The organism is Qipengyuania sp. (assembly GCF_042095715.1).
In the GTDB taxonomy this organism is placed as follows: domain Bacteria; phylum Pseudomonadota; class Alphaproteobacteria; order Sphingomonadales; family Sphingomonadaceae; genus Qipengyuania.
Genome location: NZ_JBELMO010000069.1, coordinates 1 through 16,426, shown reverse-complemented (window position 1 = coordinate 16,426; position 16,426 = coordinate 1). Strand labels below are relative to the sequence as shown.

General features: G+C 67.1%; 14 protein-coding genes. All 14 read right to left on the bottom strand.

What is annotated here, in order from left to right:
* Positions 1-1,060 (bottom strand): cell division protein FtsA (gene ftsA / locus ACFDTG_RS13665; protein WP_375291570.1); only part of this gene is annotated, 1,060 nt, incomplete at its 3' end.
* Positions 1,060-1,983 (bottom strand): cell division protein FtsQ/DivIB, encoded by a 924-nt coding sequence (locus tag ACFDTG_RS13660; RefSeq protein WP_375291569.1) that lies wholly within the window; start codon positions 1,981-1,983, stop codon positions 1,060-1,062. The genes ftsA and ACFDTG_RS13660, both read right to left, overlap by 1 nt.
* On the bottom strand, positions 1,976-2,953 hold the full coding sequence (locus ACFDTG_RS13655; protein WP_375291568.1) for a D-alanine--D-alanine ligase: 978 nt from the start codon (positions 2,951-2,953) through the stop codon (positions 1,976-1,978). Before ACFDTG_RS13655 ends, ACFDTG_RS13660 begins: the two co-directional genes overlap by 8 nt.
* Positions 2,950-3,876, bottom strand: a complete 927-nt coding sequence (gene murB / locus ACFDTG_RS13650; RefSeq protein ID WP_375291571.1) for a UDP-N-acetylmuramate dehydrogenase — start codon at positions 3,874-3,876, stop codon at positions 2,950-2,952. Before murB ends, ACFDTG_RS13655 begins: the two co-directional genes overlap by 4 nt.
* Before the next feature lie 41 nt (positions 3,877-3,917).
* Positions 3,918-5,345 carry a UDP-N-acetylmuramate--L-alanine ligase gene (gene murC, locus ACFDTG_RS13645; RefSeq protein ID WP_375291567.1) on the bottom strand — a complete coding sequence of 476 codons (1,428 nt, stop codon included), beginning with the start codon at positions 5,343-5,345 and terminating at the stop codon, positions 3,918-3,920.
* A 121-nt stretch (positions 5,346-5,466) separates the two neighbouring features.
* Positions 5,467-6,660 carry an undecaprenyldiphospho-muramoylpentapeptide beta-N-acetylglucosaminyltransferase gene (murG, locus tag ACFDTG_RS13640; RefSeq protein WP_375291566.1) on the bottom strand — a complete coding sequence of 398 codons (1,194 nt, stop codon included), beginning with the start codon at positions 6,658-6,660 and terminating at the stop codon, positions 5,467-5,469.
* Positions 6,657-7,934, bottom strand: coding sequence for an FtsW/RodA/SpoVE family cell cycle protein (locus tag ACFDTG_RS13635; protein ID WP_375291565.1), 1,278 nt, complete (start codon positions 7,932-7,934; stop codon positions 6,657-6,659). Before ACFDTG_RS13635 ends, murG begins: the two co-directional genes overlap by 4 nt.
* Entirely contained in the window at positions 7,931-9,256 is a 1,326-nt protein-coding gene (murD, locus tag ACFDTG_RS13630) for a UDP-N-acetylmuramoyl-L-alanine--D-glutamate ligase (RefSeq protein ID WP_375291564.1), read from the bottom strand. The genes ACFDTG_RS13635 and murD overlap by 4 nt, the downstream gene beginning before the upstream one ends.
* The gene (mraY, locus tag ACFDTG_RS13625; protein WP_375291563.1) at positions 9,253-10,323 is read right to left on the bottom strand and encodes a phospho-N-acetylmuramoyl-pentapeptide-transferase; all 1,071 of its coding nucleotides are present in this window, start codon (positions 10,321-10,323) and stop codon (positions 9,253-9,255) included. Before mraY ends, murD begins: the two co-directional genes overlap by 4 nt.
* On the bottom strand, positions 10,323-11,792 hold the full coding sequence (murF, locus tag ACFDTG_RS13620; protein WP_375291562.1) for a UDP-N-acetylmuramoyl-tripeptide--D-alanyl-D-alanine ligase: 1,470 nt from the start codon (positions 11,790-11,792) through the stop codon (positions 10,323-10,325). The genes mraY and murF overlap by 1 nt, the downstream gene beginning before the upstream one ends.
* Positions 11,789-13,276 carry a UDP-N-acetylmuramoyl-L-alanyl-D-glutamate--2,6-diaminopimelate ligase gene (locus ACFDTG_RS13615; RefSeq protein ID WP_375291561.1) on the bottom strand — a complete coding sequence of 496 codons (1,488 nt, stop codon included), beginning with the start codon at positions 13,274-13,276 and terminating at the stop codon, positions 11,789-11,791. The genes murF and ACFDTG_RS13615 overlap by 4 nt, the downstream gene beginning before the upstream one ends.
* Positions 13,273-15,042 (bottom strand): peptidoglycan D,D-transpeptidase FtsI family protein, encoded by a 1,770-nt coding sequence (locus tag ACFDTG_RS13610; protein WP_375291560.1) that lies wholly within the window; start codon positions 15,040-15,042, stop codon positions 13,273-13,275. The genes ACFDTG_RS13615 and ACFDTG_RS13610 overlap by 4 nt, the downstream gene beginning before the upstream one ends.
* Entirely contained in the window at positions 15,039-15,605 is a 567-nt protein-coding gene (locus tag ACFDTG_RS13605; protein ID WP_375291559.1) for a hypothetical protein, read from the bottom strand. Before ACFDTG_RS13605 ends, ACFDTG_RS13610 begins: the two co-directional genes overlap by 4 nt.
* Positions 15,605-16,426, bottom strand: an 822-nt coding sequence (rsmH, locus tag ACFDTG_RS13600) for a 16S rRNA (cytosine(1402)-N(4))-methyltransferase RsmH (RefSeq protein ID WP_375291558.1), incomplete at its 5' end; no start/stop codon positions are given. The genes ACFDTG_RS13605 and rsmH, both read right to left, overlap by 1 nt.

Below are 16,426 nucleotides of genomic sequence, written 5' to 3'. Positions count from 1 at the left end.
GCATGAAGTCGGCGATGCCGTGAAGTTCCGCGCCGCCGCCGGTCAGGACCACCTGGCCCGCATTCGCGCCCGAAAAGCCCAGGCTCTTCAGCGCTTTGCCCACTTCACTGGCGAGATAGCCTAGCCGTTCGGTGACCACGCCCACCAGTTCGGCGCGAGCGACGCGGTTCTGATCGTCGGCACCACGCGCCCGCGGACCGGTGCCCTCGTCGCCGGGTCCGTTGACCGGCACCATTTCGCGGTGATCGCTGGGCGTGGCGATGGCGGAGCCGGACACGCATTTCAGGCGCTGGGCCTGGCTGCGCCTTATACCGAAGCTGGACGCGATGGCATCGGTGATGTCGTTGGAGCCCACCGGGATGGACTTGAGACCCAGCAGCATCCCGCCCGCGTGGACCGAAACATTGGTCACCTGCGCGCCTATTTCCACCAGACCCACGCCAAGGTCGCGCTCTTCGGGAGAAAGGCAGGCGTAGGCGCTGGCCAGCGGGCTGGCGACGACCGCGTCCACATCGAGGTGGGCGTTCTGCACCGCTTCGATCAAATTGCGGACCGGCGCGCCTTCGGCCAGCACCACATGGATATCCACGCCCAGCGTTTCGGCATGCAGCCCCTTGGGATTGGCGACCCCGTGCGCGCCGTCCAGCGTGTAATGCGCGGGCTGGGCGTGCAGCACCATGCGGCCATCAGGCTGCATCATTTCACGCGCCGCGGCGAGGAGATGGTCGATATCGTCTTCCTCGATCCGGCGCCCGCCGATCGCGATCTCCACGCTGGACACCTTGCTGGCGAGACCTGCGCCCGCGCAGCCGATGGTGACGCTGGAGATGGTGGTGCGGGCCACAGTTTCCGCCTTTTCCACCGCCTGACGGATCGCGTGGCTCGCCGCCGCCATATCGGTGACGTAGCCGCGCTTGATCCCTTCCGACTTGCGGTGGCTCGATCCCAGCACCTGCAGAGCGCCCGTCTCGTCCTGGCCCAGGATCATGCATGACACGCGGAACGATCCGATGTTCACCGCGGCATAAGCGCGGGTGACGCGGGGAGGGGGGGCGGCCATCAGTTTGCGACCCCGCCGTTGGCGGCCATCCGCTCCAAAGCGGTTTTGCTGCACGGCCCGTCCTTGCAACGGAAGGCGGCCTGGCCCGGAATGCGCATGTCCACCACCGCGACCCTTCCGCCGAGCAGGCGATTGGCGCCATCGATCCGGGCGAACTTCACCAGCGCGGGGGCCGCCTCCTCGCCCTCGGGCAGGGCGAGCATCTGGCCGGAGGAAAAGGTCAGGTTCCAGCGACGGTTGCCCACCCACTCGGCGGAGGCGACCTTGGGCTTCAGCGCAGGCGCGGCGTCGAGCAGGCGATCGAGCCCGTTCACCCGCGTGCTCGCCCCCGCGCCGGAGATGATCAGCTTGCCGTCGGCACGTTGGCGCGAGATCGGTTCGAGTTCGTGGCCGTTTGCGTCTATCAGCACCAGCCCATCCGGCTTGGCGAGCACGGCGTGCTCCTGCCGCTCCACGATATCGATCCGCAGAGTATCGGGCAGCTGGCGAGACACCCGCGCGTCTTGTACCCAGGGCAGCGCCAGCAGCTCCGTGCGCAGCGCCTCCAGATCCACCGTCGGCATCGGCTGGTCCCTCTGGGCCAGCGCGCGCTCGTAGACCGAAAGCTCGTTCATCCGCTCGGTACCGGTCACCTGAACCCGATTGACCGCGAAGCCCGCGTCGGCCGCGCTGCGCGCATAGCTGGCAGCTAGTGCATCGGTCGCGCCGGTGACGCTGGCCAGGCCCCAGGCGGCGGCGGCCAGCAGGGCGAAAATCAGCCACAGGAACAGCTTGTGCAGCTGCGCCTCGGTGAAGGGCAGCAGCGCCAGCGCGCCGCCCATCAGCGAACTGGTGCGCTGCTTCGCCGCCCGCGTGCGGTTGGCGCGGCTGCGCGCGGCGGCGGAGCGCCGCACGCCGGGCGTATCGCGGCGGACCTTAGCCATGGCCGCCCTTCCCTCCCGTCACACTGAAATGGCGCAGCGCGGCGGCGATGATGGTTTCCACCAGCTCGCCATACTCCATCCCGGCATATTTCGCCTGCTCCGGCACCAGGCTGAGCGGAGTCATGCCCGGCTGGGTGTTGGTTTCCAGGATGAAGAGCCCGTCCTCCCCCTGCTCCTCGTCCCACCGGAAATCGGTGCGGCTGGTGCCTCGGCAGCCCAGCAACTTGTGGGCACGCAAAGCATAGTCGAGGCACAGCTCCTTGATGTCATCGGGGATATCGGCTGGGCAGACATGCTCGGTCATACCGTCGGTATATTTGGCGTCGAAATCGTAAAAGCCGCTCTTGGGCTTCAGCTCCGTCACCGCAAGCGCACGCGGGCCATCCTCGAAATCGACGACGGCTGCGGTCATTTCGCGGCCCTTGATGTAAGGCTCGGCCAGCAGTTCCTCGAACTCCTGCCACGGCCCCTTGGCATCCTTCGCGATGGGATTGCCATAATTCCCGCTGTCGGTGACGATGGCGACACCCACGCTGCTGCCTTCGTTGACGGGCTTCAGCACATAGGGTCGCGCCATCGGATCGCGCGCGTGGAGATCGGCGCTCTTGACGATGCGTCCGCCGGGCATGGGAATGCCATGCGGCACCAGCGCCTGCTTGGTCAGTTGCTTGTCGATGGCGATGACCGATGTGGCGAGGCCCGAATGGGTGTAGGGCACGCCCATCAGATCCATCAGGCCCTGCACGGTGCCATCCTCACCCGGCACGCCATGCAATGCGTTGAACACGACATCGGGTGCAGCCTCGGCAATCCGCGCCGCCACCTGCCGGTCCATGTCGATCCGGGTCACCTTGTGCCCGCGCTCTTCCAGCGCCTTGGCGACTTCTTCGCCCGACATGAGCGAAACGGGACGCTCGTTAGCCCACCCCCCCATGAGGACGGCGACGTGGAGCTTGCGGCTGAGGGTCATGGCCTGCCCACCCGCTGGATTTCCCATTCGAGCGCCACGCCGCTGTGGCCATAGACCTTTTCGCGCACCAGTTCGCCCAGCCCTTCGATGTGGGCACTGGTGGCATTGCCGGTGTTGATCAGGAAATTGGTGTGCTTTTCGCTCACTTGCGCGCCGCCGAGGGTCAGGCCACGGCAGCCGGCCTTGTCGACCAGTTGCCAAGCTTTTTGCCCTTCCGGGTTCTTGAAGGTCGATCCGCCCGTCTTGGTGCGCAGCGGCTGGCTGGCCTCGCGCTCGGCAGCGATGCGGTCCATCTCTGCGCCGATGACTTCGGGGTCGCCGGGCGTCCCCTGAAAGCGGGCGGCCACGACCACCGCCTGTTCGGGCAGTTCGGAATGGCGATAGCTGTATTTGAGGTCGCGCGCAGGCAGGCAGTGGCAGCTGCCATCGGGCAGCACCACGTCGCAATCGATCAGCACATCGGCCACTTCGCGCCCATATGCCCCGCCGTTCATCCGCACGAAGCCGCCCACCGTGCCGGGGATACCGCGCAGGAATTCCAGCCCCGCGATCCCCGCATCGCGCGCCGCGCTGGCGACCAGTATGCCATGCGCGCCGGCCCCGCAGGCCAGCACGTTGCCATCACGGACCTCGATCTCGGCGAAGGGTTTGCCCAGGCGGATCACCACGCCGGGAACGCCGCCGTCGCGCACGATCATGTTGCTGCCCAGGCCCAGCGCCATGACGGGCAACTTGCCGCCCAGCCCTTCGAGGAAATGCTTGAGATCGTCCATGTCGGCCGGCTCGAACAGCCAGTCGGCATCTCCGCCCGCCTTGAACCACACCAGCTTGGCCAGCGGGGCATCCTGCGTCAGCGCGCCGCGAATGCCATCCACCGGCACGCGCCCGTCGATCGCGCCATCGACCTCGCAATCGGGCGCCATACCGTCGTCTTCACTGGACCAGGTGGGCTGGGGAAACTGCATCACGCGGCCTGCCGCTCCGCCGCGATACCCTCGGCCAGACCGGCGGCCCATTTGGTGATATCGCCCGCGCCCAGGCACACGATGTAATCTCCCGGCTGCACCTCGCCCGAAAGGATCGTGGCGAGGTGTCTTTCGTCTTCCACCGTTTCGGCGGCGCGATGGCCGCGCGACTTGAGCCCGGCGACCAGAGCCGCACTGTCCACGCCCTCGATCGGCTCCTCACCGGCGGCATAGACGGGGGCAACGAATACCTCGTCCGCCTCGTTGAAGGCGGTCTGGAAATCGTCCATCAGATCGCGCAGGCGGGTGTAGCGATGTGGCTGCACCACCGCGAGTACGCGGCCCTTTCCGGCGCTTTCGCGCGCGGCGGCCAGCACGGCGCGGATTTCCACCGGGTGATGGCCGTAATCGTCGATCACCACCGCCTTGCCGCCATCGACCTCCACCTCGCCTACGCGGGTGAAGCGCCGGCGCACCCCGCCGAAGCTGCCGAAGCCGGTGCGTATCACCTCGTCGCCGCAGCCCATTTCGATCGAAACGGCGATGGCGGCGAGTGCGTTCTGGACGTTGTGGCGCCCCGGCATGGGCAGATGCACGCCTTCAATCCGGCGATCTTCCTGGCCGCGCTGGCGCACGATCACGTCGAACAGATTGCCGCCGTCCTGCGGGCGCACGTTTACGCCGCAGATATCCGCCTGAAGCGAGAAGCCGTATGTCACCACGCGCCGGTCGCGGACCTGGCCGATCACCGCCTGCACCTCGGGATGGTCCACGCACAGGATCGCAGCGCCATAAAACGGCACGTTGTGGATGAACTCCACGAAGGCGCGCCGCACCCCCGCGAAATCGCCGTAATGGTCGAGGTGTTCGGGATCGATGTTGGTGACGACCGCGATGGTGCCGTCCAGGCGCAGGAAGCTACCGTCGCTCTCGTCGGCCTCCACGACCATCCAGTCGCTGTCGCCCAGCCGCGCGTTGGAACCGTATTGCTCGATGATCCCGCCATTGATGACCGTCGGATCGATGGCGCCCGCATCCAGCAGGGCGGCGATCATGCTGGTGGTCGTGGTCTTCCCGTGCGTGCCCGCCACCGCGACGGTGGATTTCAGCCGCATGAGTTCGGCCAGCATCTCCGCGCGTCGCACCACGGGGATGCGGTTTTCCAGCGCATAGGCGACTTCGGGATTGCTGCGCTTCACCGCGGTCGAAGTCACCACCACCGCCGCGCCGGCCACGTTTTCCGCGGCATGGCCGATTGCCACGGGAATGTCGCGCGCACGGAGCCGCTCCACGCTGGCGCTGGCGGCAAGGTCTGACCCCTGCACGCTATAGCCCAGATTGTGCATCACTTCCGCGATGCCGGACATGCCGATCCCGCCGATGCCCACGAAATGGATCGTCCCGATATCGGTGCCGACGCCCTTCATTCAAAATTCCTCGCGTATTCGTCAAACGGGGCGAACCGGCGCAGCACGAGACTCTTAGAGCTCGCGGCCCCCATTTCCGCTCCGCAAAAACGGGCAGGATCAAGAGGAAATCCCGTCTCCCTCATACCGCGCCCTGCCCGGCGACCACGCCCTGGCTGGCGCCGCGTGCGTTGTTCGCGCCCACGCGGATCACGTCCATCAGCTCATCGCCGCCGAAGCTTTCGATCAGATCGGCCAGTTCTTCTGCCGCATCGGGCCGGCCGCAGTTCCAGGCGGCGTGGGCGGCGTTCGCCAGACCCTTCGGATCGTCAGCCAGCGCCATGATCTGCTTGGCCAGTTCCTTGGCGGTGAAGCGGTCCTGCCGGATCATGCGCGCCCCGCCCGCCTGCACCATTTCGCGGGTGTTGGCGGCCTGGTGATCGTCGGTGGCGATGGGTAGCGGAACCAGGATTGCCGGGCGGCCCACGGTGGTGAGCTCCGCGATGGTGGATGCGCCCGCGCGCCCGATGAACAGATGCGCATCGGCCAGCCGGCTCGCCATATCCTCGAAATAGGTGGCAAGTTCGGCGGGGATATCGTGGCTGGCATAGCGGGCGCGGACCGCCTCCAGATCCTCGGGCCGGCACTGTTGGGTGACCTGAAGGCGCAGCCGCAAGGCTGTGGGCAGCATGGCGAGCCCATCGGGCACCACTTCGGACAGCACGCGCGCGCCCTGGCTTCCGCCGGTCACCAGCACGCGCAGCAGCCCATCCTCGGGCAGCGCGGGATAATCGTCCTCGCGCAGAGCCAGTACCTCGGCGCGGACGGGATTGCCAACGCAATAGGTTTTCACCTGATGCGCCAGACCCAGCCGGTCTACCTCTTCATAAGCGGTGGCGATCGCGCGCACCCGGCCCGCCAGCAGGCGGTTCACCCGCCCCAGTACCGCGTTCTGTTCGTGGATCACGGTGGGAATGTTGAGGCTGGTCGCGCCGAGCAGCGCGGGCAGCGAAGGATAGCCGCCGAAGCCGACCACGGCGGTCGGCGAGAAGCTCTTGAACAGGCGCTTGGACATGGCGCGCCCGGCAAGCACGGCGCGAAGCCCCTTAAACCAGCCGAGCGGGTTCTTGCCGAAGCGGCCCGCGGGGATGACATGCGCGGACAGGAAATCGGGCTTGCCGGGAATGGCCTCGCCCCGCGCATCGGTGATCAGCGCCACATGGTGCCCCCGCCGATCCAGTTCCGCCGCCAGAGCGAACGCGGGAAGCAAGTGCCCGCCGGTCCCACCGGCGGCGAGAACGAAATGGCGGGTCGCACGGGCGCCGGCGCGCGTCATGGCACGATCTCGCGCTTGAGGAGGACTTCCCCGTTGGCGCGCTTTTCCGACCAGCCGATGAAATCGGCCAGCCCGCGCGTCTCACGCTTGAGATGCGGGTTGCGGCGGGTCACGGCCAGCAGCAGGCCCACGGTCAGGCAGATCGCGATGGTGGACGATCCGCCATAGCTGATCAGCGGCAGGGTCATGCCCTTCGACGGGAACAGTTGCAGGTTCACCAGGATGTTGATGAACGCCTGCCCGCCGAGCAGCGCGGTCAGCCCCGCGCCGGCCAGCAGCGCGAACAGGTCGTCCTCGTCGATCAGTTTCATCAGCACACGGGCCACCACTGCAAGATAGCCCAGCACCACGATACCGCAAACGAGCAGGCCGAATTCTTCCCCGATCACGGAGAAAATATAGTCCGTATGCGCTTCGGGCAGCGTCATCTTGCGGATGCCGAGGCCATATCCCGCCCCCAGCCAGCCGCCGGCACTCAAGGTGCGGCTGGCGATATCGACCTGATCGTAAGCCGTGCCGCCGCCCAGAAAGGCATCGATACGGTGGCGCGCGTTATCATAGAGGAAATAGGTCGCGGTCAGCAGGACGATGGCGCCGCCCGCGGCTATGCCCAGCCGCTGGATCGGCGCGCCTGCCAGCAGGATCAGCACGAACCACAGCCCGGCGAACAGGATCGCATCGCCCAGATTGGGCTGCAACATCAGCAGCAGCGCGATCACGCCCAGCAGGATGCCGCTAAGCGCGATCACCGGGATCTGCGGATCGCGCATCCGCCAGCTCAGGATCCAGGCCATCGTGATGGCGCAGGCGGGCTTCAAGAATTCAGATGGCTGAAACCGCATGCCAAGGTTCAGCCAGCGCTTGGCCCCGTTAACCTCATGCCCGATTATCGGGACCAGGAAGAGCGCGCCCAGCATCAGCGCCGCCAGCACCACGCCGAAGCGCCGCGCGTTCTCGCGGCTCAGCATGGACATGCCCAGCATCACCGCAAGGCCCGCGACCTGCCACGCGATGTGGCGAGTAAAGAAATAGAGCGGCGGAAGCGTTTCGTTGGCGGTGGAGAGGCGGCTGGCGCTGGCCGGGCTGGCGGCGGCGACGGCCACCGCGCCGAAGGCCATCAGCGAGAGAATCAGAACCAGCAGGACGCGGTCCACCTCCAGCCACCAGATGCGCAGTTCCGCCCAGCGCCCCAGCTTGCGCTTGGGAATATAGGCGCGCTTGCCGGCGCGCGGGATATAGGGGCGCTCGGCCGAGGGTGACGATGCGGCGTTCATGCTTCTTCCCCTTCCTTGAGCGCCATCACGGCCTGGCGAAAGACTTCGCCGCGATGCTCGAAATCGCGAAACTGGTCGAAGCTGGCACAGGCCGGGCTAAGCAATACGGTATCGCCCGGTTCCGCAGCCTTCGCGGCGGCGGTCACCGCCTCTTCGAGGGTGGTCAAGCGGGTGGTCGATACTTTCCCTTCGAGCAGATCGGCGAAGTCCGGCCCCGCCTTGCCGATAGTATAGGCCGCCTTCACATGCCCCAGCTCTGCCTCGCACTCGCCCAGCCCCGGCTCCTTGGCCATCCCGCCGACGATCCAGTGGATGTTGTCGAACGCCGCCAGCGCAGGCGCGGAGGCGGCGGTGTTGGTGCCCTTGCTGTCGTTGACGTAGGCAACGTCGGAGATTGCTGCGACCCGCTCCATGCGGTGCGAGAGTCCGGTGTAGGTGCGGAGGCCTGCGCGGATCTGATCTCCGGAGAGATTCAGGATGTCGCAGACTTCGATCGCTGCGGCGGCATTTTCGAGATTATGCGGCCCCTGCAGCGATGGCCAATCCGATTGCTCACTCGCATCGATGCCCCTGTGCGGGAGAACGTCTTCAAGAATACTCGCCACCGATCCTTGCGCAAATTGGCCGAGCAGCCGCGCGTCGGTGAAACGGGCAATGGAATTGTGACCGCGGGACTGCATCGCGAGCAAGCGCGACTTGCTCGCGGCATACGCCTCGAAGTTCGCATACCTGTCCAGATGATCCGGCGTGATGTTCAGCAGGACCGCCACATCGCAATCGAGCGAGTAGGTCAGATCGATCTGGTAGCTCGACAGCTCAAGCACATAGACCCCGACCCCATTGTCATTCGGCGTCAACGGCTCCTGCTCCAAGATCGGCAGACCGATGTTGCCGCCCATCGTCGTGGGCACTCCCGCGGCCTTTAGGATATGGTGGGTCAGCGCAGTGGTGGTCGATTTGCCGTTGGTGCCGGTGATGCCGACGACCTTGTGCGGCGGCAGGTCCGCCCTCGCCTGCGCGAAAAGCTCAATATCGCCGATGACCGGCACGCCGAAGCTGTCGGCATGCGGTTTGATTGGGTGGGTGTTGAGCGGAACCCCGGGGCTTACGACCATGCCCGCAAAGCCCGTAAGATCCGCCTCCAGCGGATCGGCCAGCACCACGCCGCCGCGGCCCGCAAAGGGCTCACGCGCCTCGGCCCGGTCGTCCCAGGCCAGCACTTCCGCCCCGCTCGCCAGCAGCGCCTCGACCGTGGCCCGGCCGGATCGCGCCAATCCGAGAACGGCGTATTTCTTGTCCTTCCAGGCGGGTGAGGTGATCATCTGAGCTTGAGCGTCGCCAGCCCCAGCAATGCGAGCACGATGGCCACGATCCAGAAACGGATCACGACCTTGCTCTCGGACCAGCCAAGCTGTTCGAAATGGTGATGGATCGGGGCCATGCGGAACACGCGCTTGCCCGTGCGCTTGAACCAGAACACCTGGATGATGACGCTCAGCGCCTCGAACACGAACAGCCCGCCGACCACCGCCAGCACCACCTCGTGATGCGTCGCCACCGCGATAGCACCAAGCGCGCCGCCCAGCGCCAGCGATCCGGTGTCGCCCATGAATACCGCCGCTGGCGGCGCGTTGAACCACAGGAAGGCGAGACACGCGCCCATGATAGCGGCGCAGAAGATGGCCAGTTCGCCCGCGCCCGGCACATGCGGAATGCCGAGATAGGTCGAAAAGTCCACGCGACCGGTCAGGTAGGCGATCAGCGCAAAAGTGCCCGCCGCGATCACCACCGGCATGGTGGCCAGCCCGTCCAGCCCGTCAGTCAGATTGACCGCATTGCCTGCCCCCACGATCACGAAAGCGGCGAAGACGAAGTAGAACGGCCCCAGCGGGATGCCGACATTGTTGAGGAACGGCACATAGAGCACCGTGCTGATCTGGCTGACGATGATATAGCTGGCGATCCCGGCAACCGCGAATTCGAACAGTAGACGGACCTTGCCCGAAACGCCCTTGTGACTTTTCTTCGTCACCTTGTCGTAATCGTCCATGAAGCCGATCAGGCCGAACCCTGCCGTCACTGCCACGCAGGCCCAGACAAAGGGGTTCTTGAGGTCCATGAACATCAGCAGCGAGAGCGCCAGCGAGATCAGGATCATCAGCCCGCCCATGGTGGGGGTGCCGCGCTTGGCGAAATGCGTCTGCGGGCCATCCTCCCGGATCGGCTGACCCTTGCCCTGCCGCACGCGCAGCATGATGATGAAGCGCGGGCCGATCACCAGCCCGACGACGAGCGCGAACAGCAGCGCCGCGCCGGCGCGTGCCGTCTGATAACGGATGAGGTTCAGCGGCCCGGCGTAATCGAGCCATTCGGCCAACAAATAGAGCATTACCGCTCCCGGCGTGCGTAGTGGTCCACAAGCCTGCCGAGACCCACCGAATTCGAACCCTTCACCAGGATCGCATCGCCCGCGATCACGCCGAATTCCTCGAGCGCGGAAATCGCCCCAGCAGCATTCTCGCAATGGGTGAAGCTGCCGCTGAAACCAAGCGCGCCGCTGCCCGGTTTCCCCAGTTCGCGCATCAGCGGACGCATCTCATCGCCCACCAGGACCACATGGTCGATCTGGGCTGCCGCGATTGGCTCGGCCAGCATCGCGTGAAAGGCTGGGCCGAAATCGCCGAGTTCCCTCATCGCGCCCAGCACCGCGATCCGCCGGCTGGCGGGCGTGGCGCCCAGCTGCGCCAGCGTGGCGCGCATGCTGGCGGGATTGGCGTTGTAGCTTTCGTCGATCAGCAGCGCATGGCCGCCCGGCGCGGTAACGCGGTGGCGCGCGCCGCGGCCTTTCAGCCCGCCCATCTCCGCCAGCGACAGCCCGGCGCTTGCCAGGTCTCCGCCCGCGGCCCACACCGCCGCCATGACGCAAAGCGCGTTGGCGATCCAGTGCTGGCCCGGCTCGGCCACGGTGAAGCACAGCCGCCCCCCGGGATGCTCGCAGGTGACCAGGCTGCCGCCGTTGGCGCTGGGAATGGCATCGAGCAACCGCATGGTTGCATGGCGTTCGGCCCCGAAGGACACCACCTTGGCGCCAGCCTCAAGCGCGGCGGCTTCCAATCGGCGGAAGTGGGGGCTGTCAGCAGGGATCACGGCGGTGCCCCCCGGCTCCAGCCCGGCGAAGATTTCCGCCTTGGCGTCGGCGATCGCCTCCTCGCTGCCCAGCATTTCGATATGCGCGGGCGCGATGGTGGTGATGACGGCGACATGCGGGCGCACCTGGCGGGTTAGCACGTCGATCTCGCCCGCGTGGTTCATCCCCATCTCAAACACCGCGTGTTTGGAGCGGGCGGGCATGCGCGCGAGGCTGAGCGGGACGCCGACATGGTTGTTGTAGCTGCGGGTGGAGCGGTGCGCGGCGCCGCGGCTGGAGCGTTCGAGCGCGGCGAACAGCGCTTCCTTGACGCCCGTCTTGCCGACCGATCCGGTCACGCCCACGATCCGCGCCGTGGTCCGCGCGCGGGCGGCCAGTGCCAGCGCCTTCAAGGCCTCGGTCGTATCGGCGACCAGGACATGGGGAAAATCGACCGGGCGATCGACCAGCGCGGCGGCGGCCCCGGCGGCGAAGGCAGCGTCGACGAAGCGGTGGCCGTCCATCGCTTCCCCCCGCAGCGCCACGAACAAATCGCCGCTACGCACATCGCGCGAATCCATTTCCACGCCTGCGCACTGGAATTCGCCGCTGGCGGTTCCGCCGGTCGCTTCCGCGATCTGGGCGGAGGTCCACAGCGCGGTGCCGAGGCGGTCTTCGGGAAAGATCGGCCAGCGGCGAAGCGCCGGATGGGCGAGGATCGCGGAACTCATGCGGCGTCCTTTCCGGCGGCGCATTCGCGCGCCACGGTCACATCGTCGAAGGGAAGAACGCGGGCGCCGGTTCCCCGGCCGATAATCTGCCCCTGTTCGTGGCCCTTGCCCGCGATCAATACGATATCGTCTCTCCCCGCCTCTTGGATGGCATTGCAGATGGCGTCCCTGCGACCGCCGATTTCGCGCCCGCCCGTCCCCACTCCGGCGAGAACCGCCGCGCGGATTTCTGCCGGATCCTCGCCGCGTGGATTGTCGTCGGTCACGATGACGACATCCGATCCCGCCGCAGCCGCTGCGCCCATGGGCGCGCGCTTGCCATGATCCCTGTCTCCGCCCGCGCCCAGCACGGTGATCAGCCGCCCGCCGACATGCGGCTTGAGCGCGGTGATCGCCGCTTCGATCGCATCGGGCGTATGCGCGTAATCGACATAGACGGGCGCGCCAGACGGCGTGATGCAGGCGCGTTCCAGCCGCCCGCGCACCGGTTGTAGCCGCGCCAGCGCATCCCACACCGCCGCGCGGTCGATCCCTGTCGTCAGCGCCAGACCCGCCGAAACGAGGGCATTGGCCGCCTGATAGGCGCCGATCAGCGGCAGCGCGATCGATTTGCGCTCCCCGCCCGCCTCGATCGCAAGCGTCTGGCCAAGCTGCGTGGGCTCGCGCGAAACCAGCCGGATCGCCTCTCCGCCCTCGCCCACGGTCATCACCTTGAGGCCCCGGCGCGTGGCGTGCTCGATCGCCCGGCGCGTCCACTCGTCTGCCTGCGCGTCCACCCAGATCACCGCGGTGGCGCCATCGGCAGCCACCTCGTCGAACAGGCGCATCTTGGCCGCGAAATAGGCGTCCATGTCGGCATGATAATCGAGGTGGTCGCGGCTGAAATTGGTGAAGGCCACCGCTTCGGGCCGCACGCCTTCGTTGCGATACTGGTCGAGCCCGTGGCTGCTCGCCTCGAAGGCGAGATGCGTCACCCCCTCGCGCGCAAGGCCAGCAAGATTGCCCAGGAAGGTCACGATGTCGGGCGTGGTCAGCCCGGTGGTCACGGTATCTTCGGGCGTGGTCACGCCCAAGGTGCCGATACTGGCCGCGCGTTCGCCCGCCATGCGCCAGATCTGCCGCGTCATCTCCACGGTGGATGTCTTGCCGTTGGTGCCGGTCACGGCGACGACGTGCGCGGGCACGGGCATGAAGAAGCGTGCGGCCAGCCGGGCGAAAGCGCGGCGCGGCGCGGTATCGGCGACATGAACCACGCCCTCGACCGTCGCTTCCGGCCGGGCCACCACCGCGACCGCGCCCGATTGCACGGCTTCGGCAATGAAATCCTCGCCATTGACGGCGGCCCCCTGGAACGCGCCGAAAACGGTACCCGGCGCCACCTTGCGGTGATCGATAGCGAAGCCGGTCACGTCCGCATCGGTGGATGCACCACTCCCTTCGGCGGCGGACAGGCCAGCATCGGCCAGCAGGCGCGCCAGCTTCACTGGTCCACCGCCTTGTTCGCTTCGGGGATCAGCGGGCGCAGATCGCTCATGTCGATATCGCGGCGCGCCTCGGGCATCACGCCCAGCATCGGCCCGATGCGCGGCACCAGACGTCCTATGATCGGCGCCGCGTTCCATGCGGCGGTGCGCTGATAGCTGGAGGCTAGCGTGCCCTTGGGCTCGTCAAGCATGGCGATCACCACGAAGCGCGGGCGGTCCATGGGGAAAGCCGCCGCGAAGGTGGAGACCAGCGAGGTCTTGCGATAGCCACCCGCGCCCGGCTTTTCCGCGCTCCCCGTCTTTCCGCCCACGCGGAAGCCCGGCGCATCGGCATTGCGGCCGGTGCCGTACAGCGTGATGGCGCGCAGCAGCTGGCGCATCCGCGCGCTGGTGGAAGCCTTGAACACCCGCTCTCCGCGCGGCGCCTTGCCGGGTTCGATCTTGTGCATGGTGGCGGGGCGCCACACGCCGCCGTTGACCATGGCCGCATAGGCGGAGGCCAGATGCAGCGGCGTCACCGCGATACCGTGACCGTATCCCACCGTCATTCCGCGCAGCAGCGGCCAATCGCCGCCCGCCCAGATGGGGAAACCCTTGGCCGGGAGTTCGATCTTGGCGCGCTCGTTCATGTGCAGGCTGGCCATCACCTTGCGCAGCCGGTCCGCGCCCATCTCCTCCACCATGTGGGCGGTGACCACGTTGGACGAATGGATCAGCATTTCGGGAGTATTCAGTGAATCGCCCAGCGGATGGGAATCCTTGATGGTGAACCCGCCGATGGGGAACGGGCGCGCGGAATAGCGGCGGCCCATGTCGCGGATGGTGCCCGCATCGATCCCGGCGGCCACGGTCAGCGGCTTGAAGGTGGACCCCAGCTCGTAGACCTGATTGGTCACCCGGTTGAACATGTAGGCGACGTTTTCGGTGCTGATGTGGTTGGGATCGAAAGATGGCAGCGATGCCAGCGCCAGCACCTCGCCCGTGTCCACGTCCAGCACGATCCCGGCGGCGCCGACCGCGTCGACCAACCGCATGCCGCGCGCCAGCTCGTCCTCCAGCGCGCCCTGCACACGCAGGTCGATGCTGAGCTCGGCGGGCGCGCTGCGGGTCGTAACGTCCGTCAGTCGCTTGTCGAGGACCGCCTCCATGCCGATGCGCCCCTCGCCTTCGGCGGTGACATAGCCCAGCACATGGGCTGCGAGCGGCCCCTGCGGATAATGGCGCTCCTGGTTTTCGGGCACTTCCAGCGCCAGTTCGCCGATTGCCAGAACCTTGTTCGCGTCTTCGGGCAGAAGCTGCTTGCGCAGGTAAGTCGCCTTGCCCGCCATCAGCTTGCGGGCGGTAGCCGCCTGGTCGAGATCCGGGAAGATCGCTTTCAATTCGCGCGCGACCTCTTGTGGAGATTTGATCAGCGGCGCCTTGCCATCACCCATCGCATCGGGGTTGAACCACAGGGCATAGGCCGGGAATTCGCGCGCCAGCAGCGCGCCGTTGCGATCCACGATCTCGCCGCGATCGGGACGCAGCGCGGTGTCGAAGGGGGTGGCGGCACTGATGTGCGCAGAACCGGCGATGATGGAGATGCGAAGCAGCGCCAGCGCGGCGATGAAGGCGAAGGCCAGGGCCACCCACAGCACCCGCTGCTTTGCAATCGCCAGGGCGCGCTGGCGCACGGTGACGAGTTGGACGCTGCGCGGCGCCGTCCTGATGCGGCCGTCACCCTCAACGCCCGCGGCGAAGGCGGCGGGCATCGTCAGCGCATTCATTGAGTCGCCTCGGCGAGCTGCACGACCTCCCCGCCCGGACCGGGGCCTGCGCTAGCCAGACGTTCCGCCAGCGAGGACACGCCGGCAGCGGCGGCGCGGCGCGTGACCTTGGCCACGGCTTCACGCGGTTCCTCGCTTACCGTGGCCGCCGCAGCAATCGGGGCTACCCAATCCGCGAGGCCACCACCCGATGCCGGCGTTTCGACCGGCTCCGCGCGGGCCACCCTGATCGGCTGGGGCGCGCCGGGCATGCGCGGGGCACCGAGCATGGCAAGGTCCCGCTCGCCGGACAGGAACTGGTCTGCGCGCGGCGCGACATAACCGAATTCCACCGCATTCCATTCCGCGAGCTGGCGCTGGCTGGCGCGCGACTGGAATTCGGTTTCCAGCAGCAGCTTGCTCCTTTCGAGCGCCACGATCTTGCGCTCCGTCAGGCGGACCTCACTCTTGATCGCATTGACGTGGAAGGTCAGCGCCAGGAACAGCGAGAACGCCACCGTCAGCACCGCGGCCCAGCTGGCTTGGCGCAGCCGTCCAGCCGGCTTGATGGGTTGCGATGCCATTATGCTGCCTCCCTCGCCGGCGCGGCGGTGCGGACCGCCGAACGCAGAACCGACGACCGCGAACGTGGATTGCGAGCCACCTCCGCCTCCGAGGGCCGGATCGCCTTGGAAAGCTGGGCGAACAGCGGCTCGCGCTGTTCCGGCATGGGCAGGTGCCGGGATGTGGCGCCCGATTGCGCCGCGTCGCGGAAGAAACGCTTCACGATGCGGTCTTCCAGGCTGTGGAAGCTGACCACGGCCAGCCGGCCGCCTTCGCGCAGGATCTCGGTCGCGCCGTCCAGCGCGGTGGTCAGCTCGTCCAGTTCGGCATTCACATGGATGCGGACCGCCTGGAAGCTGCGGGTGGCCGGGTCTTTCGGCGCGCCGGGCCGATGCCCCAGCGCCTTGCGCACCACGCGCGCCAGATCGCCGGTCGTCTCCAGCGGGCGCGCCGCCACGATGGCACGGGCGACGCGGCGGGACTGGCGCTCTTCCCCCAGGTGATACAGCACGTCCGCGATTTCGACCTCGTCCGCCTCGTTCAGGAAATCGGCCGCACTGGGGCCGCTCTGGCTCATCCGCATGTCGAGCGGGCCATCCAGCGAGAAGGCGAAGCCCCGGTCCGCCTGGTCGAGCTGCATCGAGCTGACACCGATATCCATAACAACCCCGTCCACCTGCGCGACTCCGGCGTCGCGCAGCGTCTCGGCCATTTCGGAGAAACGACGCGGATGGAGAATCAGGCGCGGCGGGTTTTCCCCCGTTTCCGCAAAGGAACGGCCGGCCGCGATCGCATCGGGATCGCGGTCGAACGCATGAACGATCACCCCGCGATCGAGCAG